General features: G+C 72.0%; 24 protein-coding genes and 1 riboswitch. Of the genes, 14 read left to right on the plus strand and 10 right to left on the minus strand.

Going from position 1 to position 19,367, the window contains the following annotated elements:
• Positions 1 to 5 precede the first annotated feature (5 nt).
• Positions 6 to 91: riboswitch (ZMP/ZTP riboswitch) on the minus strand.
• Positions 92 to 128: 37 nt separating this feature from the next.
• From clpS to nagA, 8 genes are all read left to right on the plus strand, one after another.
• Positions 129 to 434, plus strand: a complete 306-nt coding sequence (gene clpS / locus ACZZ0J_RS10650) for an ATP-dependent Clp protease adapter ClpS (RefSeq protein ID WP_194647434.1) — start codon at positions 129 to 131, stop codon at positions 432 to 434.
• Complete coding sequence (locus tag ACZZ0J_RS10655) at positions 431 to 907, plus strand: DUF2017 family protein (RefSeq protein WP_463436781.1); 477 nt, start codon at positions 431 to 433, stop codon at positions 905 to 907. The genes clpS and ACZZ0J_RS10655 overlap by 4 nt, the downstream gene beginning before the upstream one ends.
• Positions 904 to 1,830 (plus strand): GNAT family N-acetyltransferase, encoded by a 927-nt coding sequence (locus ACZZ0J_RS10660; protein WP_463436783.1) that lies wholly within the window; start codon positions 904 to 906, stop codon positions 1,828 to 1,830. The genes ACZZ0J_RS10655 and ACZZ0J_RS10660 overlap by 4 nt, the downstream gene beginning before the upstream one ends.
• A gap of 76 nt (positions 1,831 to 1,906) precedes the next feature.
• On the plus strand, positions 1,907 to 2,332 hold the full coding sequence (locus ACZZ0J_RS10665; RefSeq protein ID WP_463436785.1) for a MarR family winged helix-turn-helix transcriptional regulator: 426 nt from the start codon (positions 1,907 to 1,909) through the stop codon (positions 2,330 to 2,332).
• Positions 2,333 to 2,432: 100 nt separating this feature from the next.
• Entirely contained in the window at positions 2,433 to 3,755 is a 1,323-nt protein-coding gene (locus ACZZ0J_RS10670) for an MFS transporter (protein WP_463436787.1), read from the plus strand.
• Positions 3,756 to 3,860: 105 nt separating this feature from the next.
• A complete protein-coding gene (gene purU, locus ACZZ0J_RS10675; RefSeq protein WP_205463260.1) occupies positions 3,861 to 4,721 on the plus strand; it encodes a formyltetrahydrofolate deformylase in 861 nt (286 codons plus the stop codon).
• Between the two features lie 8 nt (positions 4,722 to 4,729).
• Positions 4,730 to 5,137: a YrdB family protein gene (locus tag ACZZ0J_RS10680; protein ID WP_463436789.1), complete on the plus strand. Its 408-nt coding sequence runs from the start codon at positions 4,730 to 4,732 to the stop codon at positions 5,135 to 5,137.
• Positions 5,134 to 6,300: an N-acetylglucosamine-6-phosphate deacetylase gene (gene nagA, locus ACZZ0J_RS10685; protein WP_463436791.1), complete on the plus strand. Its 1,167-nt coding sequence runs from the start codon at positions 5,134 to 5,136 to the stop codon at positions 6,298 to 6,300. Before ACZZ0J_RS10680 ends, nagA begins: the two co-directional genes overlap by 4 nt.
• A 36-nt stretch (positions 6,301 to 6,336) precedes the next feature.
• On the opposite strand, the gene ACZZ0J_RS10690 is transcribed toward nagA, so the two are convergent.
• Complete coding sequence (locus tag ACZZ0J_RS10690) at positions 6,337 to 6,519, minus strand: hypothetical protein (RefSeq protein WP_463436793.1); 183 nt, start codon at positions 6,517 to 6,519, stop codon at positions 6,337 to 6,339.
• A 243-nt stretch (positions 6,520 to 6,762) separates the two neighbouring features.
• On the opposite strand from ACZZ0J_RS10690, the gene ACZZ0J_RS10695 reads away from it, so the two are divergent.
• Positions 6,763 to 7,404 (plus strand): DUF3592 domain-containing protein, encoded by a 642-nt coding sequence (locus tag ACZZ0J_RS10695; protein WP_463436795.1) that lies wholly within the window; start codon positions 6,763 to 6,765, stop codon positions 7,402 to 7,404.
• A gap of 42 nt (positions 7,405 to 7,446) precedes the next feature.
• Here the strand turns inward: ACZZ0J_RS10695 and ACZZ0J_RS10700 are convergent, their stop codons facing one another.
• Positions 7,447 to 9,903, minus strand: a complete 2,457-nt coding sequence (locus ACZZ0J_RS10700; protein WP_463436797.1) for a GH92 family glycosyl hydrolase — start codon at positions 9,901 to 9,903, stop codon at positions 7,447 to 7,449.
• 125 nt (positions 9,904 to 10,028) lie between these two features.
• On the opposite strand from ACZZ0J_RS10700, the gene ACZZ0J_RS10705 reads away from it, so the two are divergent.
• Positions 10,029 to 10,373, plus strand: coding sequence for a hypothetical protein (locus tag ACZZ0J_RS10705; RefSeq protein WP_463436799.1), 345 nt, complete (start codon positions 10,029 to 10,031; stop codon positions 10,371 to 10,373).
• A gap of 552 nt (positions 10,374 to 10,925) precedes the next feature.
• Here the strand turns inward: ACZZ0J_RS10705 and ACZZ0J_RS10710 are convergent.
• Both ACZZ0J_RS10710 and ACZZ0J_RS10715 read right to left on the minus strand, forming a co-directional pair.
• Entirely contained in the window at positions 10,926 to 11,312 is a 387-nt protein-coding gene (locus tag ACZZ0J_RS10710) for a hypothetical protein (protein WP_463436801.1), read from the minus strand.
• Positions 11,276 to 11,821: an SDR family NAD(P)-dependent oxidoreductase gene (locus tag ACZZ0J_RS10715; protein WP_463436803.1), complete on the minus strand. Its 546-nt coding sequence runs from the start codon at positions 11,819 to 11,821 to the stop codon at positions 11,276 to 11,278. Before ACZZ0J_RS10715 ends, ACZZ0J_RS10710 begins: the two co-directional genes overlap by 37 nt.
• Positions 11,822 to 11,910: 89 nt before the next feature.
• Between ACZZ0J_RS10715 and ACZZ0J_RS10720 the strand changes: the two genes are divergently transcribed.
• The 3 genes from ACZZ0J_RS10720 to ACZZ0J_RS10730 are packed head-to-tail and all read left to right on the plus strand — an operon-like array spanning position 11,911 to position 13,705.
• Positions 11,911 to 12,228 carry a helix-turn-helix domain-containing protein gene (locus tag ACZZ0J_RS10720; protein WP_463438175.1) on the plus strand — a complete coding sequence of 106 codons (318 nt, stop codon included), beginning with the start codon at positions 11,911 to 11,913 and terminating at the stop codon, positions 12,226 to 12,228.
• The gene (locus ACZZ0J_RS10725) at positions 12,119 to 12,472 is read left to right on the plus strand and encodes an SbtR family transcriptional regulator (protein ID WP_463436805.1); all 354 of its coding nucleotides are present in this window, start codon (positions 12,119 to 12,121) and stop codon (positions 12,470 to 12,472) included. Before ACZZ0J_RS10720 ends, ACZZ0J_RS10725 begins: the two co-directional genes overlap by 110 nt.
• 45 nt (positions 12,473 to 12,517) lie before the next feature.
• A complete protein-coding gene (locus ACZZ0J_RS10730) occupies positions 12,518 to 13,705 on the plus strand; it encodes a MalY/PatB family protein (RefSeq protein ID WP_463436807.1) in 1,188 nt (395 codons plus the stop codon).
• A gap of 9 nt (positions 13,706 to 13,714) precedes the next feature.
• Here the strand turns inward: ACZZ0J_RS10730 and nagB are convergent, their stop codons facing one another.
• Positions 13,715 to 14,500, minus strand: coding sequence for a glucosamine-6-phosphate deaminase (gene nagB, locus ACZZ0J_RS10735; protein ID WP_111085323.1), 786 nt, complete (start codon positions 14,498 to 14,500; stop codon positions 13,715 to 13,717).
• A 59-nt stretch (positions 14,501 to 14,559) separates the two neighbouring features.
• Between nagB and ACZZ0J_RS10740 the strand changes: the two genes are divergently transcribed.
• A complete protein-coding gene (locus ACZZ0J_RS10740) occupies positions 14,560 to 15,039 on the plus strand; it encodes an NUDIX hydrolase (RefSeq protein ID WP_463436809.1) in 480 nt (159 codons plus the stop codon).
• Positions 15,040 to 15,203: 164 nt separating this feature from the next.
• On the opposite strand, the gene ACZZ0J_RS10745 is transcribed toward ACZZ0J_RS10740, so the two are convergent.
• From ACZZ0J_RS10745 to ACZZ0J_RS10765, 5 genes are all read right to left on the minus strand, one after another.
• Positions 15,204 to 16,274, minus strand: a complete 1,071-nt coding sequence (locus ACZZ0J_RS10745) for an ABC transporter ATP-binding protein (protein WP_463436811.1) — start codon at positions 16,272 to 16,274, stop codon at positions 15,204 to 15,206.
• Complete coding sequence (locus ACZZ0J_RS10750; RefSeq protein WP_463436813.1) at positions 16,271 to 17,065, minus strand: ABC transporter permease; 795 nt, start codon at positions 17,063 to 17,065, stop codon at positions 16,271 to 16,273. Before ACZZ0J_RS10750 ends, ACZZ0J_RS10745 begins: the two co-directional genes overlap by 4 nt.
• 177 nt (positions 17,066 to 17,242) lie before the next feature.
• Positions 17,243 to 18,091 (minus strand): ABC transporter permease, encoded by an 849-nt coding sequence (locus ACZZ0J_RS10755; protein WP_463436815.1) that lies wholly within the window; start codon positions 18,089 to 18,091, stop codon positions 17,243 to 17,245.
• A gap of 67 nt (positions 18,092 to 18,158) precedes the next feature.
• Entirely contained in the window at positions 18,159 to 18,950 is a 792-nt protein-coding gene (locus ACZZ0J_RS10760; protein ID WP_463436817.1) for an ABC transporter substrate-binding protein, read from the minus strand.
• Complete coding sequence (locus ACZZ0J_RS10765) at positions 18,902 to 19,300, minus strand: hypothetical protein (protein WP_463436819.1); 399 nt, start codon at positions 19,298 to 19,300, stop codon at positions 18,902 to 18,904. The genes ACZZ0J_RS10760 and ACZZ0J_RS10765 overlap by 49 nt, the downstream gene beginning before the upstream one ends.
• Positions 19,301 to 19,367 lie beyond the last annotated feature (67 nt).

Genomic DNA, 19,367 nt, shown 5'->3' on the forward strand with positions numbered 1-19,367 from the left:
TCGGTCGGCGCAGCCCAGGCGTACGGCCGCGCACCGTGTCAGGTGTCGCTCCCCGATGGTGACCCATCCAACGCCAGTCGCGACGTGACGATCGTACCGAGCCGCCCGCCCTGTGTCACCCTGGATGCATGACGCTGACCTCGCCCGACGTGGACGAACGGACCACCCCGGACGAACGCACCAGTGCGCGCGCGGACACCCCGTGGGTCACCGTCGTGTGGGACGACCCGGTGAACCTGATGTCGTACGTCACCTACGTCTTCCAGCGGCACTTCGGCTTCGGTCGTGCGCAGGCGGAGCGGCTCATGCACCAGGTGGACACCGAGGGTCGGGCCATCGTGGCGACGGGTCCGCGCGAGGCGATGGAGGCCCACGTCCAGTCGATGCACGGCTACGGCTTGCAGGCGACCGTCGACAAGGCCCCCGGAGCGTGATCCCCTTCGTCCGCCGGGCCGACGGCGTCCACCTCGGCATGTCCTCCGGCGAGCGCGGGCTGCTCACGTCCCTGACCGAGCAGCTGCGCCAGGTGCTCGACGGCGACTTGACGGCGGATCCGGTGGCCGAGCGGATGTTCCCGAATGCCTACCCGGACGACGACGACGCCAGCGCGGAGTTCCGGAAGTACACGCAGTCAGACCTGCTGGCGGAGAAGACCACGAACGCGACGACCGTGCACGAGTGGCTGACGGGGACCCGCGACGGCGCCCTCGACCCCGAGGACGAGCAGGCCTGGCTCCGCACGCTGACCGACCTGCGGCTGACGATCGCCGACCGACTCGGGATCGTCGACGCCGACGACGAGGAGCGTTCCGTCGAGGCCGACACGGGCGTCGGCCTGCGCGACGTCTACGACTGGCTCGGCTACGTGCAGGAGCACCTGATCACGACGATGACCGACCCGCGGTGACGGTCACCTTCCGCGCGACCACCGAGGACGACCGGGAGGCCCTGCTCACGTTCTCGACGTCGGAACCGGTCGCGTGGATCGGTCCGGACCGGTACCGCGCCGAGTCCGGCACGCACAACTACCGCCCGGGGTGGTCGTGGCTGGCCGAGCGCGACGGCCGTCCGGTGGCACGGGCGCTCTGGTGGGGTGGCGCGGACGCCGAGGTGCCGTCGACGCTCGACGACCTGCTGGTGGCTCCGGAGGTGCCCGAGGACGAGCGGGTGGCGATCGCCGCCGGGCTGATCACGGCGGGGACCGCTGCGTTCGGGGTGCGACCGGAGTGGATCGTCGACGTCGCGGTGGACTGGCACGACGATCCCGAGGCCGTCGCCGCGGTGTCGTGGCGCACGGCGGCCGCTCGGTCGGCGGGGCTCGGACGGTCGACGGAGCGGGTGAGTGTGGCGTGGACACCGGACCGCGGAGTGCCGATGCCGTCCTCGCTGCGCTTCCGGTCCGGTGACGACGACGAGTTCGTGGACCTGTTCGCCCGCGTCGCGGTGGGGAGCCTCGACGCCCACACCGTGGCCTCGGTGGACGAACTCGGCCCGCGGGGCGCCGCCGCCGACGACCTCGAGTTCTACCGCTCGCTGCCGGGGTCGCGCGACGGCTGGCGGATCGCGCTCGACCCCGACGGCCTGGTGGTCGGGTTCGTCCTGGCGACGCGGACGGCGTACGACGCGGCGATCAGCTTCATCGGCGTGCTGCCGCAGCACCGTGGGCGTGGCGTGGTCGACGAGCTGCTCGCCGAGGGGCTGCGCGTGCACGCCGAGGCCGGGGAGCCGAAGGTGGTCGGCACGACGGACGCGGCGAACACCCCGATGCGCCGGGCGTTCGAGCGGGCCGGCTTCGTGGTGACGAGGCGCCGCATCGTGCTCGAGCGCTGAGTCGATCCGGAGCGGCGATCCTCGAACTCGCAAGGCAGCCTTGCAAGTTGTGCTGTCGAAGTAGTACCGTGCCGGTATGGAATCACCCGATCCGACCGCGCTCGCCGGTGACCTGCTGACGCTGTACGGCCGGATCCGTCGAACGCTGCTGACCGGCAAGGCCGACGAGGTCACGGCGTCCCAGACCGCCGCGCTCGGCCGCCTGCTGCGGTACGGCGAGAGCACGGTCGCCGAGCTCGCCCGCGCCGAGGGCGTCCGGCCGCAGTCGATGGGCGCGACCGTCCAGGCGCTCGAGAACCTCGGCCTCGTCGAACGACGTCCTGACCCCGCCGACGGCCGCCGTGCGCTCGTCGGCGCGACCGACCAGGGCGCCCGTGCCCGCGAGGACGCCTGGACCACCCGCACCCGCGTCCTGACCGACCGGCTCGCCGCGCTGCCCGACGCCGACCGCGACACCGTCGCCCGAGCGATCGCGATCCTCGCCCCGCTCACCGAACGCTGACCCCGGAAGAAGCACTCCCACGTCCACCTCGACCACTCCCACCCCCGTCGTCGCCCCGGGCAGCACCGGCAGTGGCTTCGGCCCGAAGCTCCTCATCCCGGTGCTCGTCGGGCCGCTGCTCAACCCGATCAACACCACGATGGTGTCCGTCGCGCTCACGCCCATCTCCCGCGACCTGGGGATCGGTGCGGCGCAGGCGATCTGGCTCGTCGCCGCCCTGTACCTGGCGAGCGCGATCGCGCAGCCGACGATGGGCAAGCTCGCCGACCGCTTCGGCCCGAAGAAGGTGTTCCTGACCGGGCTCGTGATCGTCGGTGTCGCCGGGGTCGTGCCCGAGTTCCTGACCGGCTTCGGCGGCGCGGTGTTCGCCCGTGTCCTCATCGGAATCGGCACCTCGTCGGCGTACCCGGCGGCCCTCACCACCCTCCGACAGCACTCGGCACGGATCGGGAAGCCGACCCCGCCGCTCGTGCTCGGAGCGCTGTCCATCACCTCGCTCGTGTCGGCGGCGGCCGGGCCTCCGCTCGGCGGCGCGCTGATCGCCGCGTTCGGCTGGCACGCGATCTTCCTGGTGAACGTGCCCCTGGCGGCGTTCGGCATCGTCGTGGCGTCGATGTGGCTGCCGTCCGACCGTCTCCGTCCGCGTGACGACGAGGCCCTGCCCGTCCTGCAGGCGCTCGACCCGGTCGGCATGCTGCTCATGACGGGCACCGTCTCGGCGCTGCTCGTGTTCCTGCTCGACCTGTCCGCCGGCCTGTGGTGGCTGCTCGCGGTGGCGATCGTGCTGCTCGTCGCTCTCGTGCTGTGGGAGCTGCGCGCGGTCCGGCCGTTCGTGGACGTCCGGATGCTCGCGCGGAACGGGGCGCTGTCCCGCACCTACGTGCGGCTGTTCCTGACCTACCTGCTCGCGTACACGATGACCTACGGGTTCTCGCAGTGGGTGCAGGACGTCGCCGGGTACTCGAGCGACGTCGCCGGGTACATCCAGCTGCCGGCCGCGATCGTGGCAGGGGTCGCGTCGTTCGTCGTCGCCCGGAAGACCGCCGTGCGCGGGCCCCTGATCGTCGCGGCCGTGGTACCGATCGTCGGCGGGGCGCTCCTGCTCTTGCTGCACACCGGGTCGCCGGTCGTGCTGCTCGCCCTGGCGCCGGCACTGTTCGGCGTCCCGCAGGCCCTGGCGTCGGTGTCGAACCAGGCGGCGCTGTACCGGCTCGTCCCCGCGGCGTACATCGGCACCGCGGCCGGGCTGTCCCGCACGGCGGTGTACATCGGGGCGATCGGGGCCTCGTCGCTCATCGGTGGCGTGTTCGGCCAGGCCCCGACCACACCGGACCTGCACGTGCTGGCGTGGGTGATCCTCGGCGTCGCGGTGCTCCTGACGATCCTGACCCTGGCCGACCGACGCCTCCGCACCGACCGTTGACGTCCCGCGCCCGCTTCGTGAGCAGGAATGGTCGGGTCGGGTGGCGGCACTCGACCATTTCTGCGCACGAAGCCCCGCGCTCGCCGCGCCCGGTACCCTGATCCGGTGACCGACCCGACCCCCACGCACTGGACCCTGACGCTCGTCTGCGACGACCAGCCCGGGATCGTGCACGCCGTCTCCGGAGCGGTCGTCGCCGCCAACGGCAACATCACCGAGTCGCAGCAGTTCTCGAGCGTCGACACGAACACGTTCTTCATGCGCCTGCAGGTCATGGCGCCGGTGGACCGCGCGACCTTCGAGGCGGCTCTCGCCCCCGTCGCCGCCCGGTACGACGCCCGCGTCCAGCTCGACGTCGTCGGTCGCCCGCTGCGCACCCTCGTCCTCGTGTCGAAGGCCGGGCACTGCCTCAACGACCTGCTCTACCGCCAGCGCGGTGGGCAGCTGCCGATCGAGGTCCCCCTCGTACTGTCCAACCACCCGGACCTGTCCGAGCTCGCGTCGTTCTACTCGGTGCCGTTCGAGCACCGTCCGGTCACCGACGCGGACAGCAAGGCGGCCATGGAGCGCCGTGTCCTCGAAGCGGTCGAGGAGCACGACATCGAACTCGTCGTCCTCGCCCGCTACATGCAGATCCTGTCGCCGGAGCTCTGCGCGGCACTCGAGGGCCGTGCGGTCAACATCCACCACTCGTTCCTGCCCGGCTTCAAGGGCGCGAACCCCTACCGCCAGGCGCACGCCCGCGGCGTGAAGCTCATCGGCGCGACGGCGCACTTCGTCACGAGCGACCTCGACGAGGGCCCGATCATCGAGCAGAACGTCGTCCGTGTCGACCACACGAAGGACCCCGCCGAGCTGGTCTCCATCGGCCAGGACGAGGAGTCCCGCACCCTCACCCAGGCAGTGCGCTGGATCGCCGAGGACCGCGTCCTGCTCGACGGCGCCCGCACCATCATCTTCAAGTAGGCAGCACCATGACGAACGCCCCGCAGTCCCCCGTCGACTGGGAAGCAGTCCCCGGCCCGGCACCCGCCGGCAAGCAGCGACGGCCGTTCGACGTCTGGCGTGTGCTCCGCGTCCTGGTCTGCACGTTCGGTCTGCTCTCCCTGGCGTTCTGGGGCTACTGGTCGTGGCAGCTCCCCCTGCCCGGCTACCTGTTCATGGTCGGCGCCCCGTTGTTCGCCGCCGTCGTCTGGTACTTCTTCCGCTCGCCGGCGTCGCCGATCGAGACCGACATCGTCGGCAAGACGATCGTCGAGGTCGCGCTGGTCATCGCCGCGGGCGCGACCTGGGTCTCCATCGGCCACCCGGTCGTGGGCTTCGTCTTCATCGTGATCGCCGCCCTGAGCGGCGTGATCGCGTTCCGCAGGGAGACCGCATGACCGCCACGGGCCTCCAGGCCGGCCGGGAGGCCCAGCGCACCCTGGTGCGCGCATCCCGCGTCGTCGACGCGGCCGGGTCCACGGCGGACGGCTGGGTCCTGCTCGCCGGTGACGTGGTGCACGCGGTCGGCTCCGGCCCCGAAGCCCCCGCGGCGGACCAGGTCGTCGACCTGGGCGACGCGGTCCTGACGCCTGGGTTCACCGACCTGCACGGGCACGGCGGTGCGACCGAGTCGTACGAGGACGACTCCTTCGCCGAGTCGCTGGCCGCGCACCGTGCCCACGGCACGACCCGGTCGGTCCTGTCCCTCGTCGCGAACCCGGTCCCCGCGCTCGCGGACTCGCTCGCGCGGATCCGTTCCGTGATGGCGATCGACCCGCTCGTGCTCGGCGTGCACCTGGAGGGGCCGTTCCTGTCCCCGCACAACAAGGGCGCCCACAACGAGTCGTTCCTCATCGACCTGTCACCCGCAGCGGTCGAGGCCCTGCTCGAAGCCGGCGAGGGCGTCATCCGCCAGGTCACCATCGCACCGGAGCTGCCGGGCGCACTCGACGCCGTCCGCCGGTTCGTCGCCGCCGGGGTCACCGTCGCCGTCGGCCACACCGTCGGCACGTACGACCAGGCCCGAGCCGCGTTCGACGCCGGTGCGACGCTGCTGACCCACGCGTTCAACGCGATGCCGGGGCTGCACCACCGTGCACCGGGGCCGATCGGTGCCGCCGTGGCCGACGACCGGGTCACGCTCGAGCTCATCCTCGACGCCGTGCACGTGCACCCGGTCGTCGCGGACACCCTGTTCCGCGCCGCCCCGGGCCGGGTGGCGCTCATCACCGACGCCATGGGCGCTGCGGGCGCTGCCGACGGCTCGTACCGGCTGGGGTCGCTCGACGTCACCGTGACCGACGGGGTCGCGCACGTCGCCGGGACCGACACCATCGCGGGGTCGACGTTGACGCAGGACGTCGCGCTGCGGAACGCGGTGTCGCTCGCCGGACGGACGCTGCCCGAGGCCGTTGCGGCCCTGACGAGCGTGCCGGCCGCGGCGCTGGGGCTCGGCAACCGGCTGGGGCGGCTCGCGCCGGGGTACGCGGCCGACCTCGTGGCGCTGTCACCGGCGCTCGAGGTGCAGCGGGTGTGGGGCGGCGGGCGCGAGCTGCGCTGACGCGCTGATCGGCTCGACCGACTGCGTCCAGACCGGTCAGCGCCGGACGAGTGCTCCCGCGACGAGCCGGAGCAGCAGGGCGACCGCACCGAGCCCGGCGACGGCGACCCCGATGACGACCACGACGACGAGCCGGGTGAGGAAGTGCACCTCGGGCTCGTCCTCGCGCACGCCGAGGGACGACGCACCCACGAACACGAACACCGCAGCGATGAGCAACAGCCCCCGATCCAGGTCGTGGCGCGCAGGGCGGCCGGTGCTGGTGGCCGGGTGCGATCGTCCGGGGTCGTCGGTCGGGCTTTGGCGCCCTCGGTCTCCCAGTCGGCGAGTTCGGTCATGGTGGTCCCCCTCAGTCGGGTCGATCGTAGGGCTTGCACGTCGGGACCAGATCCCTCCGGCCAGCGTGCTTGCCGTTCCGTCGACGCTATCCGAGCGATCGGTGAGCGCCGTACCCTGGTTCGCGTGGCAGGGGGAAGCACGAAGGCGAAGCCGGGACGACGCGGACGACGACCGCGGAAGCGACGCCCTCGCGAGCCGCTGACATGGGCCCGGTTCTGGCGAGGCCTCCGGACGTACGCACGCGACACCTGGTCGCGCTGGTTCACGATCATCGGCGGCCTCGCCGTCCTGCTGACGGTGTTCCATCTGCCCGGCGACGTGTCCTCACTCCGGCAGAACACCGACCTCCAGCAGCGTGGCCGAACGGCGCAAGCGGTCGTCGTCGAGGTCAGGCACGAGCACCACAGCGGATACCGCGGCGGCTCCTGGGACGAGTACTGGCCGGTGACCGAGCAGACCGTCGACGGCGACGTGTTCACGGCTTCGTTGCGCCGGTACTCCACGCGCGATCCCGATGTCTACGAGCGTGGGCGCCGCATCGAGGTGCTCTACGATCCGGATCGCCACTGGACGGTCGCGCTCGCAGGAGATGATGCTCGTGCCGCCCTGGAGCGACAGGTGCGGAGCGGGATCACGGTCGGAGCGGTCGGACTCGCCCTCGTGGCCGTCGGACTGCCGTTCGACCTCCGCCGCGCTCGACGGAAGCGTCGGCGCACGGAGACCGCACGGCCGCTCGGCACTGCGCGGCGCAGACCCAGCCGCTGACCGCACCACCAGAGGGCGAGACCCCGACGTGTCCGATCCGACTCAGTGGTCGATCGGGCGCCCTCGAGCGCCGCTCGCCCACGTCGTGTCCGCCGTGTCGCCGACCCGGAGCGACAGGGTGCCGCCGCGGGTGACGAAGGACGCCGGGACCCACGACTTCTCGAGGGTGCGCCCGTCCAACCGAGCACCGTGCACGTACGGCGCGGTGCCGGAGGACCGGACGACGATCCGCTCCCCGCTCGACCGCCGGATGTCGACGGTGCTGAACGTCGGGCTGCCGATGAGCATCTCCGCACGCCCCGGTGTCTGCGGGAACAACCCGATCGACGCGAACACGTACCAGGCACTCATCGTGCCCAGGTCGTCGTTGCCCGGCAGCCCGCTCGGGCCGGTCGTGTAGGCGTCGTCGACGACCCGGCGCACGGTCTCCTGCGTCTTCCACGGCTTCCCGAGCGCGTTGTACATCCACGGCGTGTGGATGTCCGGCTCGTTGGTCGGGTCGAACTTCGTGGCGTCGCCGCCGGTCACCGCGAACGCGCCGGTGCTGTCGTGGAAGAACGCGTCCAACCGAGCGGAAGCAGCATCGTCGCCACCCAGGGCCGTCGACAGCCCCCGTACGTCCTGCGGCACGAGCCAGGTGTACTGCGCACTGGTCCCCTGCGCGAACCCGGTGCCGGTCGAGGGCGACCAGTCCGGCGTCCACGAACCGTCGGCCTGACGAGCGGCCTGGTAGCCGACGGCCGCGTTGAAGGTGTTCTTCCAGTAGGTCCCGCGCTCCGCGAACATCCGGGCGTCCGAGCGCAGCCCCAGGGAAGCCGCCCAGTACCCGAGCGCACTGTCGGAGATCGAGTCCTCGAGCGTCTCGGCAGCGCCGCCCCAGCACGAGCAGTCGTCGTTCGCGGCGTACTGGCGCTGCAGGTACTCGTCGAGCGCCGGGCGTTGGGCCAGGCACTGGCCCGGGCACCCGATGTCGCTCTCGGCGTCGTCGTTCTCGACGGTCGCCTGCTGCTTCAGCGAGGCGTAGGCGGCTCGCACGTCGAAGTTTCGGACCCCCATCGCGTACCAGGTGGCGAGGGTCGCGGCCGAGGGGTCACCCGTCATCACGTGCGTCGGCGCCCCGAGGTGGAGCCAGCGGTCCCACACCCCGCCGTTCTGCTGGGCGAACCGCAGCATCGACTGCGCCATGTCCCCGGCGACGTCCGGCCGCAGCAGTGCGAGCAGCTGGATCTGCGCCCGGTACTGGTCCCACCCGGAGTACGTGCCGTAGACGGCGCGGTGCCCCCGGTCCATGTGGTGCACCCGCTGGTCCGGCCCCAGGTAGCGGCCGTCACGGTCGTTCAGCGTGTTCGGTTGCATGAGCGCGTGGTACACGGACGTGTACAGCTGGGTGGTGCGGTCAGCGGTGCCGCCTCCGACGCGCAGACGCGACAGTTCGCGGTTCCAGGAGGCCCGTGTGCCGGCCGCCACGCTGGCGACGGTCGAGCGCTGCGTCACCTCGCCGTCGCGGTTCGCGATCGCTCCTGCGGCGCTCACGTACGAGATGCCGATCTTCGCGTGCACCGTCGCACCGCGACGCGCGTCGAACCCGACCCACGCGCCGGAGCCGCGTCCGGCACGGTCGGCGCCGGTCAGGTAGCCCTCCCCACCGGAGGAGGACGTGCCTCCCGGTCGGACCGTGCCGTCCTGCCAGGTGCCGGTGCTCGTGAACGCCTTGTCGAAGGTGGCCGTGAAGAACAGCCGGTAGTAGCTGCGGCGGTCCGGGTTGGTGGCACCGCCGCCGTTCGCGCGGCGGCTGCAGAAGCCGCCGGTCAGGACGCTGCCGCTCACCGTGCGGGTGCGGGCGTCGACGCGGGTGGTCGCGGCCTCGCTGCCGTTGATCGAGTTCGAGGTGCGGAAGAGCAGGTTCGCGGCCTTCCCGGCGGGGAACGCGAACTCGCCGATGCCGGCCCGGGTGGTGACGGCGAGGTCGGTGCGGACGCCGTTGTCGAGCGCGACGCCGTAGCGCCCTGGGCTCGCGGACTCGTCGTCGTGCGAGTAGCCGGCGGCGTAGACCGCGTCGGTGCTGTCGGCCGACGGCGAGGTCGTGATCGGGGTCGTGACCGGCATGATCGGCACGTCACCGGCGGCCCCCGGCGCGCAGCCGGCTCCGTTCAGGTGCGTCAGGCTGAAGCCGCGCAGCCGGTTCACGTCGTACGAGTAGCCGTTCGCGACCGGGGTCGAGGTCTGGTCGCCTGCGGTGCCGGTGGGGCTCCACTGCATCATGCCGAACGGTGCGGTCGCGCCGGGCCAGGTGTTGCCGTCGCCGCTCGTGCCGATGAACGGGTCGACGTACCGAGCCGGGTCGGAGACGGTCCTCCCCGCCTGCGCTGCCTGCCCTGACGGCGAGGCGACGGCCGGCGCGGCGACGACCCCCGTCCCGAGCAGCGCGGCGATCGTGGCCACCGCGGCGAGCGGGAGCGGGCGGACGAGCGGGCGACGGTGCACGCGAGAACGGTTCACGTCGGCGACGCTAGACCCCTCGGACGGGGACGCGCGCCGGGTCACCGACCGGTCCCCCGCTGTTCACCACGGTCGACGTGTTCTCGGCCCACGGGCGGGTTCGCCGCCGCTGGTAGCGTCCGGGCATGCTGTCGACGACCGACGAACCGGCCCGAGGACGCGTCCGCGACCTGCTCGGGCTGCCGTCCCCTGCCGAACTCCGTCCGGTCGCGGTCCGCCTGGAACCGCTCGGTCGCGACGGATCGGTGCAGTGGGCACGCGTCGAGCTGGACACGGCCGACGGCGACACCATCCCGTGCTTCCTCCTGACCCCGGACCACGGCACCGGAACGGACGTCATCGCCGTCCACCAGCACGCGGGCGACTTCACCTCCGGGAAGAGCGAGGCCGCCGGGCGGGCGGGGATCCGAGCCTCGCCTACGGCGTGGTGCTCGCTCGCAGTGGTGCCCGCGTGGTCATCCCCGATCTGATCGGCTTCGAGGAACGCCGACGCGACTGGACGGACGACCCGGCGGCCGACGAACGCCTCGATGCGCTCTTCCGTGTGGCGGACGGCAGCAGCCTGCAGGCGAAGCACTCGCGTGACATCGCCACGGTGACGTCCTGGATGATCGAGACGAGTGCTGCCGACACCGAACTCGGCATCGTCGGCCACTCCCTCGGCGGCCAGGTGGCACTGTTCGCACTCGCCGTCGACGCCCGACTCACGCGGGGCGTGGTCAGCTGCGGGCTCGGGACGCTGGCCTCGTTCGAGGCCGCTCGGATCCGCCACAACCCGGCCTGGTTCGTCCCGGGTCTGACCGCCGCCGGCGACGTCCCCCTGGTCGCGTCAGCCGTTGATCAGCCGGTCCTCGTCGCGGCGGGACGGGACGACGGACTGTTCCCCTCGCCGGCGTCCGGCGCGTCCTCGACGCGTTCCGTCCGGGTGTCGCGACGACCGAGGTGTTCGGCGGCGGCCACGCGATGCCGCCGCGCATCACGGAAGCGGCACTCCGGCACCTGCTGTCCAGGTGAACGGATGATCAGGACCCGGCGCGCACCGCGACCTGGTCCACGAAGGCCCGGACGCGAGCGCGGAACGCCGGGTCCGCCGCCGGGCCCTTCACCGGCACGACGTGCAGCCGCCGGTCACCACGCCGGAGGGCCGGTCCGACGAACACCCCCTCGGTGACGTCCGGGGCGGTCGCCGACCAGAGCGTCGAGCGAGCGCCGTCCGTGGCGGTCCGGGCCAGGCTGCGGGCGACCATGCCGCCGAGGCGCTGCGTCAGGGTCTCCGCCTGGTCGTTCATCCCCGTCGCCGCGATGCCGGGGTGCGCGATCACCGACCGGATGTCCGAACCGGCAGCACGGAGTCGTTCACCGAGGTCGACGCTCAGCGCTGCGGCCGCGGTCTTGGAGTCGGTGTACACACCGAACTGCGAGTAGTCGTCCGGACCGTCGACCCCGCCGGGCCCGGGGACGCGGCGGGTGCGCTGCGACAGGTTCGAGCCGACGAGCACGACGCGGGAGACGGCCCGCCGAGCAGCGGGAGCATGGCCTCGGCGAGCACGGCCGGCCCGACGACGTTCGTCGCCCAGGTGCGCTCGATTCCTTCGTCGGTGCGCCCGAACGTGCCGATCGTCGCACCGGCGTTGTTGACGAGGGCATCCACGACGATGCCGTCCTCGGCGAGCTGCCGGGCGAACGCCGTGACGGACGCGACGGACGCGGTGTCGACGAGCCGCGCCTCCAGGTCGAGCCCCACGGGGAGGACGCGAGCCGCCTTGTCGAGGTCGCGCACGCCGGCGACGACGCGGGCGCCGGCCGACGCGAGGGTCGTGGCGACGACGAGGCCGAGCCCACCGGTCGCGCCGGTGACCACCACGGTCCTGCCGTGCTGGTCGGGCATCGCTGCCGGTTCCCACTCGAAGCTGTCCATCGTCGTCTCCTGCTCGCTCGCCGCACCGAATCGGATGATTCATCCGGAACGCTAGCACAACCGGATAGAGTGTCCACATGACGATCGCGATGGCCCGGCCCGAGGCGCTGCGCTCCGATGCCCAGCGCAACCGGACGGCGCTGCTCGACGTTGCCCGCACCTTCGTCGACCGGGGCGAACCGGCCCTGCTGAACGCCGTCGCGCACGAGGCCGGAGTGGGGGTCGGGACGGCCTACCGGCACTTCCCGAGCCAGCAGCACCTGCTCGAAGCGCTCGCGATCGACGCACCTCGAGGACATGCTCGACCAGGTCCGCGACGCCGTCGTGCTGCCGGACGCAGCCGATGCGCTGCGCGGGGTCGTCACGGCCGCGTTCCGGAGCATGGTGGACGACGCGGCCCTCGGTGACCTGCTGACGAACGGCGGGTTCTCCTGCGCGGACACCGCCGCCCTCGCCGGTGACCTGGTGGTGTCCGTCGACGCGCTGCTCGCACGGGGACGCGCCGAGGGGATCGTCCGGACGGACGTCGACGCCGACGACCTCCGCCGGCTGCTGTGCGGGATGCGCGAAGCGGCCGTCGCCGGCGGCACCCGGGTCAGCGATCCGGAGCGCTACGTCGAGATCCTGCTCGCCGGGCTCCGTCCGGCCTGAGGACCGGCACTGCCGCGAACCGGCGGGCACTGTCAGGATGGGCGCATGAGCGTCATGGTCTCCGTGTTCGATGCGCACCGCAGCCGTACGAGCGAGAAGTACACCGCGTACCCGCCGGACGTCCTGCCGATGTTCGTCGCCGAGATGGACTCGATGCTCGCGGAGCCGGTGCGCGACGCCCTCGTCGCCGCGGTCACCAACGGCGACACCGGGTACGTCGGCCACGGTCGTGCGCTGCCCGAGGCGTTCGCGGACTTCGCCGAGAGCCGGTGGGCCTGGCGCGTCGACCCCGACCTCGTCCGCACCACCACCGATGTGTCGGTCGCGGCGGTGGAGATGCTCCGCCGGATCATCGAGCCGGGCGACCAGGTCGTCATCATGCCGCCTGTGTACCCACCGTTCTGGGAGTACGTGTCCGAGGCCGGCGGCACCGTGACCGAGGTCCCGTTGCTCGCGCCCGACGGCCCCGCGGACCCGTTCGACACCACGGCCGGCTGGCGGATGGACCTGGACGGCCTCGCACAGGCGTTCGCCGACGGCGCGCGCACCGTGCTGCTCTGCAACCCGCACAACCCCCTCGGCCTGGTGCACGACCGCTCGTCGCTCGTCGCACTCGCGAAGCTCGCCGACGAGTGGGACGCCGTGGTCGTCTCGGACGAGATCCACGCGCCGCTCGTGCACGCCGATGCGGTCTTCACGCCGTTCCTGGAGTCCTGCCCCGAGGCCGCCGCGCTCGGGGTCTCGTTGACGAGCGCGAGCAAGGCCTGGAACCTCGCGGGGACGAAGTGCGCGTTGATCGTCGGCGCCTCGGAGCGGGCCCGTGCCTGGTTCGACGCCCTGCCGACCGAGGTCGTCGAGCGCACCGGCATCCTCGGCTACACCGCGAGCGTCGCGGCCTTCAGCGAGGGCGAGCCGTGGTTGGCGTCACTGCTCACCGAGCTCGCGGCGAACCGGCGCACCCTGGCCGAGCGGATCGGCGACGTGCTGCCCGGCGCCGAGTACCGGCAGCCGCAGGCGTCGTACCTGGCGTGGCTCGACCTGCGGGCGCTGCCGTGGGGCGACGACCCCGCGGCGCTGCTGGTCGACGAGGCGAAGGTGGCGCTCGCCTCCGGCCCGGCGTTCGGACGACAGGGTCAGGGCTTCGCGCGACTGAACTTCGGGTGCTCGGCCGAGACCCTGGACGACGGCCTCAGCCGCCTGCACACCGCGTTCCGGCAGCGCGCAGACGGCTGATCGTCGGTTCTACTCGAACACCTGCCAGGCCGGCTTGTTCGCGTACGTGTAGCGGTAGTAGTCGGCGAGCTGCAGGCCGGCGGCGGCTTCCTCGTCGACGACGACCGTCGCGTGCTCGTGCAGCTGCAGCGCCGAGCCGGGGACGAACGAGCTGAGCGGCCCCTCGACCGCGGCGGCGACCGCGTCGGCCTTGGCGGAGCCCTGCGCGACGAGGACGAGCTGCTGCGCGTCGAGGATGGTGCCGAGCCCCTGCGTCATGCAGTGCGTCGGGACCTGCTCGGGCGAGTCGAAGAACCGCGCGTTGGCGTCACGGGTCGACGGCGCCAGGGTCTTGATCCGGGTGCGCGAGGCGAAGGACGACGTCGGTTCGTTGAACCCGATGTGTCCGTTCGCGCCGATGCCGAGGATCTGCACGTCGATCCCGCCGGCGGCACGGATCGCGGCGTCGTACTCCTTCGCCGCGAACTCCAGGTCGTCGGCACGACCGTCGGGCACCCGCACCCGCGAGGGGTCGAACCCGAGCGGCGCCACGACGTCGCGCGCGATGACGCTGGCGTACGACTCCGGGTGCTCGAGCGGGATGCCGACGTACTCGTCGAGGGCGAACCCGCGAGCCTCGGCGAACGAGATCTCGCCCGCACCGACCCGACGCTGCAGGTCGGTGTAGATGCCCTGCGGGCTGGATCCGGTGGCGAGACCGATGACGGCGGACGGCTTCTTGGCGACGACGGACGCGATCTTGGCCGCGGCGACGCGACCGACCTCAGCCGGCGTGGGCAGGATGATGATCTCCACACGCCCATGCTACTGGTCATGACCAGTCTCCGACAGGGCGGGATCGGTAGCGTGGGCCCATGCCCACCCCCGACTTCGTCCTGTCCCTCCGCTCGAAGATCGGCACCGATCTCCTCTGGATGACCGGTGTGACGGCGGTGGTCACCCGGGGCGACGGGGACGATCGCGAACTCCTCGTGGTCCGACGGGCGGACAACGGCGCGCTCACGCCCGTCACCGGCATCATCGACCCGGGCGAGGAACCGGCCGTCGCCGCCGAACGCGAGGTCCTGGAAGAGGCGGACGTCGTCGCCGTCGCCGAACGGCTGGCGTGGGTGCAGGTGCTGCCGGAGCTGACGTACGCGAACGGCGACCGGGCGCAGTACCTCGACCTGGTGTTCGCCTGCCGGTACGTCTCGGGCACGCCGAACCCGGCGGACGGCGAGAACACCGAGGCGTTCTGGGCGCGACTCGACGACCTGCCCGACATGCACCCGAACATGCGTGCCCGCATCGCGGCGGCGTTGGCCGACGAGCGCGAGGCGCGCTTCCAGCGCTGACCCCGCCGGCCTGGAGGCGCGGGGCGGCCCCGCCACGCGCCTCCAGGCCGCCCGTGGTCGCGCCCACCCCGCGAAAGCGACAGTGTGCCGCCGACCTTCCGCGGGGAACTGTCGCTTTCGCGGAGGGGACGCGCCTGGCCCGGCGAGGACTGTCGCTTCGGCGGTCAGGCGAGCGGGGCGACCGCGACGGGAGCGCCGAGCAGGCGGACGGCGACGGACTCGCCGGCGGCGCGACGGTCGCCGACCTCGTGCTGCACGGTCACGACGGTGTCGTCGTCGAGCCGGACCGTGGTGCGGCGGATCGAGCCGAGGAAGCTCGACGACACGACGGTGCCGGTGATGCCCTCCGGGGCGAAGGCGACGTCCTCTGGTCGGACGTAGGCGAGCACCGGCCCGTCGGCGACCGAGGCGTCGAGTGCGGGCACGCGGAACCCGTACACGAACACGTCGCCGCCGCGCAGGTCGCCCTGCAGGCGGTTCGACTGCCCGACGAAGTCCGCCGTGAACGCCGACGACGGGGAGCGGTAGAGCTCTTCCGGCGTGCCGATCTGCTCGATGTCGCCGGCGTTCATCACGGCGATGCGGTCGGAGACGGCGAGCGCCTCCTCCTGGTCGTGGGTGACGAACACCGTGGTGATGCCGAGGTCGCGCTGGATGCGGCGGATCTCCTCGCGGAGCGAGACGCGCACCTTGGCGTCGAGGGCGGAGAGCGGCTCGTCGAGCAGGAGGACGCGGGGCCGCGTGACCAGGGCGCGGGCGAGAGCGACGCGCTGCTGCTGGCCACCCGACAGTTGGTGCGGGTAGCGCTCGGCGAACTCGCCCAGGTGCACCATGTCGAGTGCCTCGACCACGCGGCTCCTGCGCTCGGCGGCGGGGACACGGCGCATCTCGAGGCCGAACGCGACGTTCTGCCGCACCGTCATGTGCGGGAACAACGAGTACTGCTGGAACACCATCCCGATGTCGCGCTTGTTCACCGGGGTGGCGGCGACGTCCTGGCCGTCGATGCGGATGGCTCCGGCGTCGATGGCCTCGAGGCCGGCGAGTGCTCGGAGCGCCGTCGTCTTGCCGCAGCCCGACGGGCCGAGCAGGGACACGAACTCGCCCGGTTCGACGCGGAGCGACAGTCCGGCCAGGGCTCGGTGCGTGCCGTAGTGCTTCTCGACGGCTTCGAGCTCGACGACGGCGCCGGTGGAGGCGAGGGACGCCGGGGCTGCCGGTGCGGTGACGGTCATGCGGACTCCTTGACGCGGGTGGTGCGGACGGTGCGGGCACGGCCGGCACGACGGCCCGTCCCGATGCGGCCGATGACGACGAGCAGGACGAAGCCGAACACGAGGGCCGCGACCGAGAAGATCGCGGCGACGTACGGGTCGGTCTGCTGCACGAGCACGAGAGCGGTCTGGAAGGTGGTGCGGGACAGGAACGCGGCGAGCGTGTACTCGCCGAGGACCACCGTGATGGTGAGGAAGCACGCGGCGGTGATGCCCCGGCGGAGGTTCGGCAGGAGCACCCGCCAGGTGACCGTCCACCACGAGGCGCCGAGCGACCGGGCGGCCTCGGACAGCACCGTCAGGTCCGTCGCGGTGATGGCGGCGGCGATCGGGCGGAACGCGAACGGCAGCGTCACGATGCCGATCGCGAAGGCCAGCGTCCACGCGCCGGATCCGAAGACCTGCGAGACCACCTGGTACACGGGGATGAAGCCGACGACGAGCACCACGACGGGGACCGTGATCGGGACGATGCAGACGAACTCGAGCACGCGGCGGAGCCTCGGGTAGCGCAGCGCCGTGATGATCTGGGCGGGCAGCAGGACGAACAGCACGATGCCGACGGTGATGACCGCGATGAGCAGCGATGCCCCGAGGCCGTCGAACACCGGCTGGTAGGTGAACGCGTTGGCCGGGTCGACGATGGCTGCCCAGTGCGCGACGGTCAGACCGTCGTCGGTGCCCTGGCGGAAGGTGAACTGCACCAGCGCGGCCAGCGGGACGGCGAAGACGATCCCGACGACCGTGAGCACGGCGGTGGCGGTGCCCCGTGACGGGGCCGTGCCGAAGCGGCCGACGCGGGCGGGCCTCCTGTCCGACCGGACGCGACCGACGTCGGACGCGACGGCCCCACCGGCGTTGCCGCGCTCATCGCTGCCACCTTGCGACCCGGCGCTGCAGCAGCGAGTACGCGCCCATGACGACCGCCATCACGACGACCATGCCGAAGGCGAGCACCCCGGCGACGTTCTGCAGGCCGATGAGCGTCTCGCTGGTGAGCTGCGTGCGGATCGTGAGCGGCACGATGCCGCCCTGCGAGATGAGTGCCGCGGCGGTGGCGAACGACGAGAAGCCGTTCGCGAAGAGCAGGAGCAACGAGCCCCAGAACGCCGGTGCGAGCACGGGCAGGGCGATCCGCGCCAGTACGTGGCGCGGGAGGCGCCGAGGGTGGCGGCGGCCTCGCCCCACTGCGTCTTCACGCCCTCGAGCGCGGGCATGAACGTGAGGACCATCAGCGGCACCTGGAAGTAGACGTACGGGATCACGAGACCGGGCACCGTGTAGAGGAAGGCGCCCGTCGCGTTGCGGTCGACGTCGACGAGCGACACCAGCCACGTCGTGACGAGCCCCTGCACGCCGATCGTGGCGATGAACGCGAACGCGAGCATGACTCCGCCGAACTGGGCGAGGACGCTCGCGGCCGAGTCGATCATCGACCGGACGAGCCCGTCGGGCCGGAGTGCCGACAGTGCCCAGCAGACGAGCGCTCCGATGACGGCGCCGATCACCGCGGACACGGCGGACAGGCCGAACGAGCCACCGAAGGCCCGCAGCACCGACGGATCGGCGAACGCTGCGAGGTTCGTGAGGGTGAACGTGCCGTCGTCGGTGAAGAACCCGCTACCGACCGCGATCACCGCGGGGACGGCGAGGAAGAGCAGGACGTACGCGGCGAACGGGGTGAGGCCGAGCCAGGCCAGGTCGACACGGCGCCGGACACGGGGTCCGGCGCCGTGACGGACGGCATCGGCGGACGCTCGTGCGGACGGCGGGAGCACGGGCTCGTCGCGCTCGTCGCCGGTGCGCTCGCCGCGGGCGCGCCCGCCGATGCGGTGGTCATGCTGGTCAGGACCCCATGGTCGAGGACCACTTGGCCGACAGCACCTTCGCGGCGTCTGCCACCTGTGCGTCGGTCAGCTCGACGTAGTCCTTCGGCGCGCCACCGGCGGCGTCGAGGGCGTCCTGGTCGACCTTGCCGGACTTCTCCAGGGCGGCGAGGGTCGACGGGAACGCACCGGCCTGCAGGTACAGGTTCTGCGCCTCGGGGCTGGCGATGTACTCCTGCCACAGGCGAGCGGCGGCGGGGTGCGGGGCGTCCTTGTTGATCGCCTGCGAGTAGTACGAGCCGAGCGCCTGACCCTCCGGCACGACGGTCTTCCAGTCCTTGTTGCCACTCGCACCGGCGGCGGGGCCCCACGCGAGGTTGTTGTACGACCACTGGATGACCACGGGGGTCTCACCCGAGGCGACCGTGGCCTGCGTGGGCAGCACGTTCTGGAAGTTGCCGGCCTGCTTGAGCTTGCCGAAGTAGTCGACGCCCTTGGTGATGTCGTCGGCCGAGCCGCCGTTCTCGAGCGCTGCCAGGTACACGGCTGATGCGGCCTGGTTCGCCTGCGTCGGGTCGCCCGCGATGGAGACCTTGCCCTTGTACTCGGAGCCGAGCAGGTCCGTCAGGTCCTTCGGTGCGTCGGTGATCTTCGACGAGTCGTAGCCGATCGACATCAGGCCCGTGTAGTCGCGGGTCCAGGCGCCGTCCTGCTCCTTGAGCGTGTCCGGGATGTCGCTCCAGTTCGCGACCTTGTAGTCCGTCAGCAGGTCGAGGTTCTCCTGCAGCACGGCGTTGCCGAGGTCGAGCACGTCGGGAGCGGTGGACTGCCCTTCTGCGACTTCACCGCGGCGACCTCGTCGGCGCTGGAGCCGTTCGGGTTCGCGGAGTTGATCTTGATGTCGTACTTCTTCGTGAAGCCGTCGATGATCTTGCCGTAGTTGGCCCACGACGGCGGCAGCGCGATGACGTTGAGCTGTCCTTCGGCCTTCGCGGCCTTCACCAGAGCGTCCATGCCACCGGAGGCCTCGGCGCTCGTGGCGGTCTTCCAGTTCGTGTCGTCCTTCGTCGTGCTGGCCGAGCTCGTGGCCGAGCATCCGGCGAGGGTGACGATCGCTGCGGCGGCGAGGGCGATGCCGGCGATGGTGCGCTTGTGCTGCACGGGAGGTGCCTTTCGGGTGGGTGCTGCGGGTGCTTCGGGTGGGGCCGCGGTTCTCGGCCCGGGACGA

Source organism: Curtobacterium sp. AC272, from assembly GCF_979258155.1.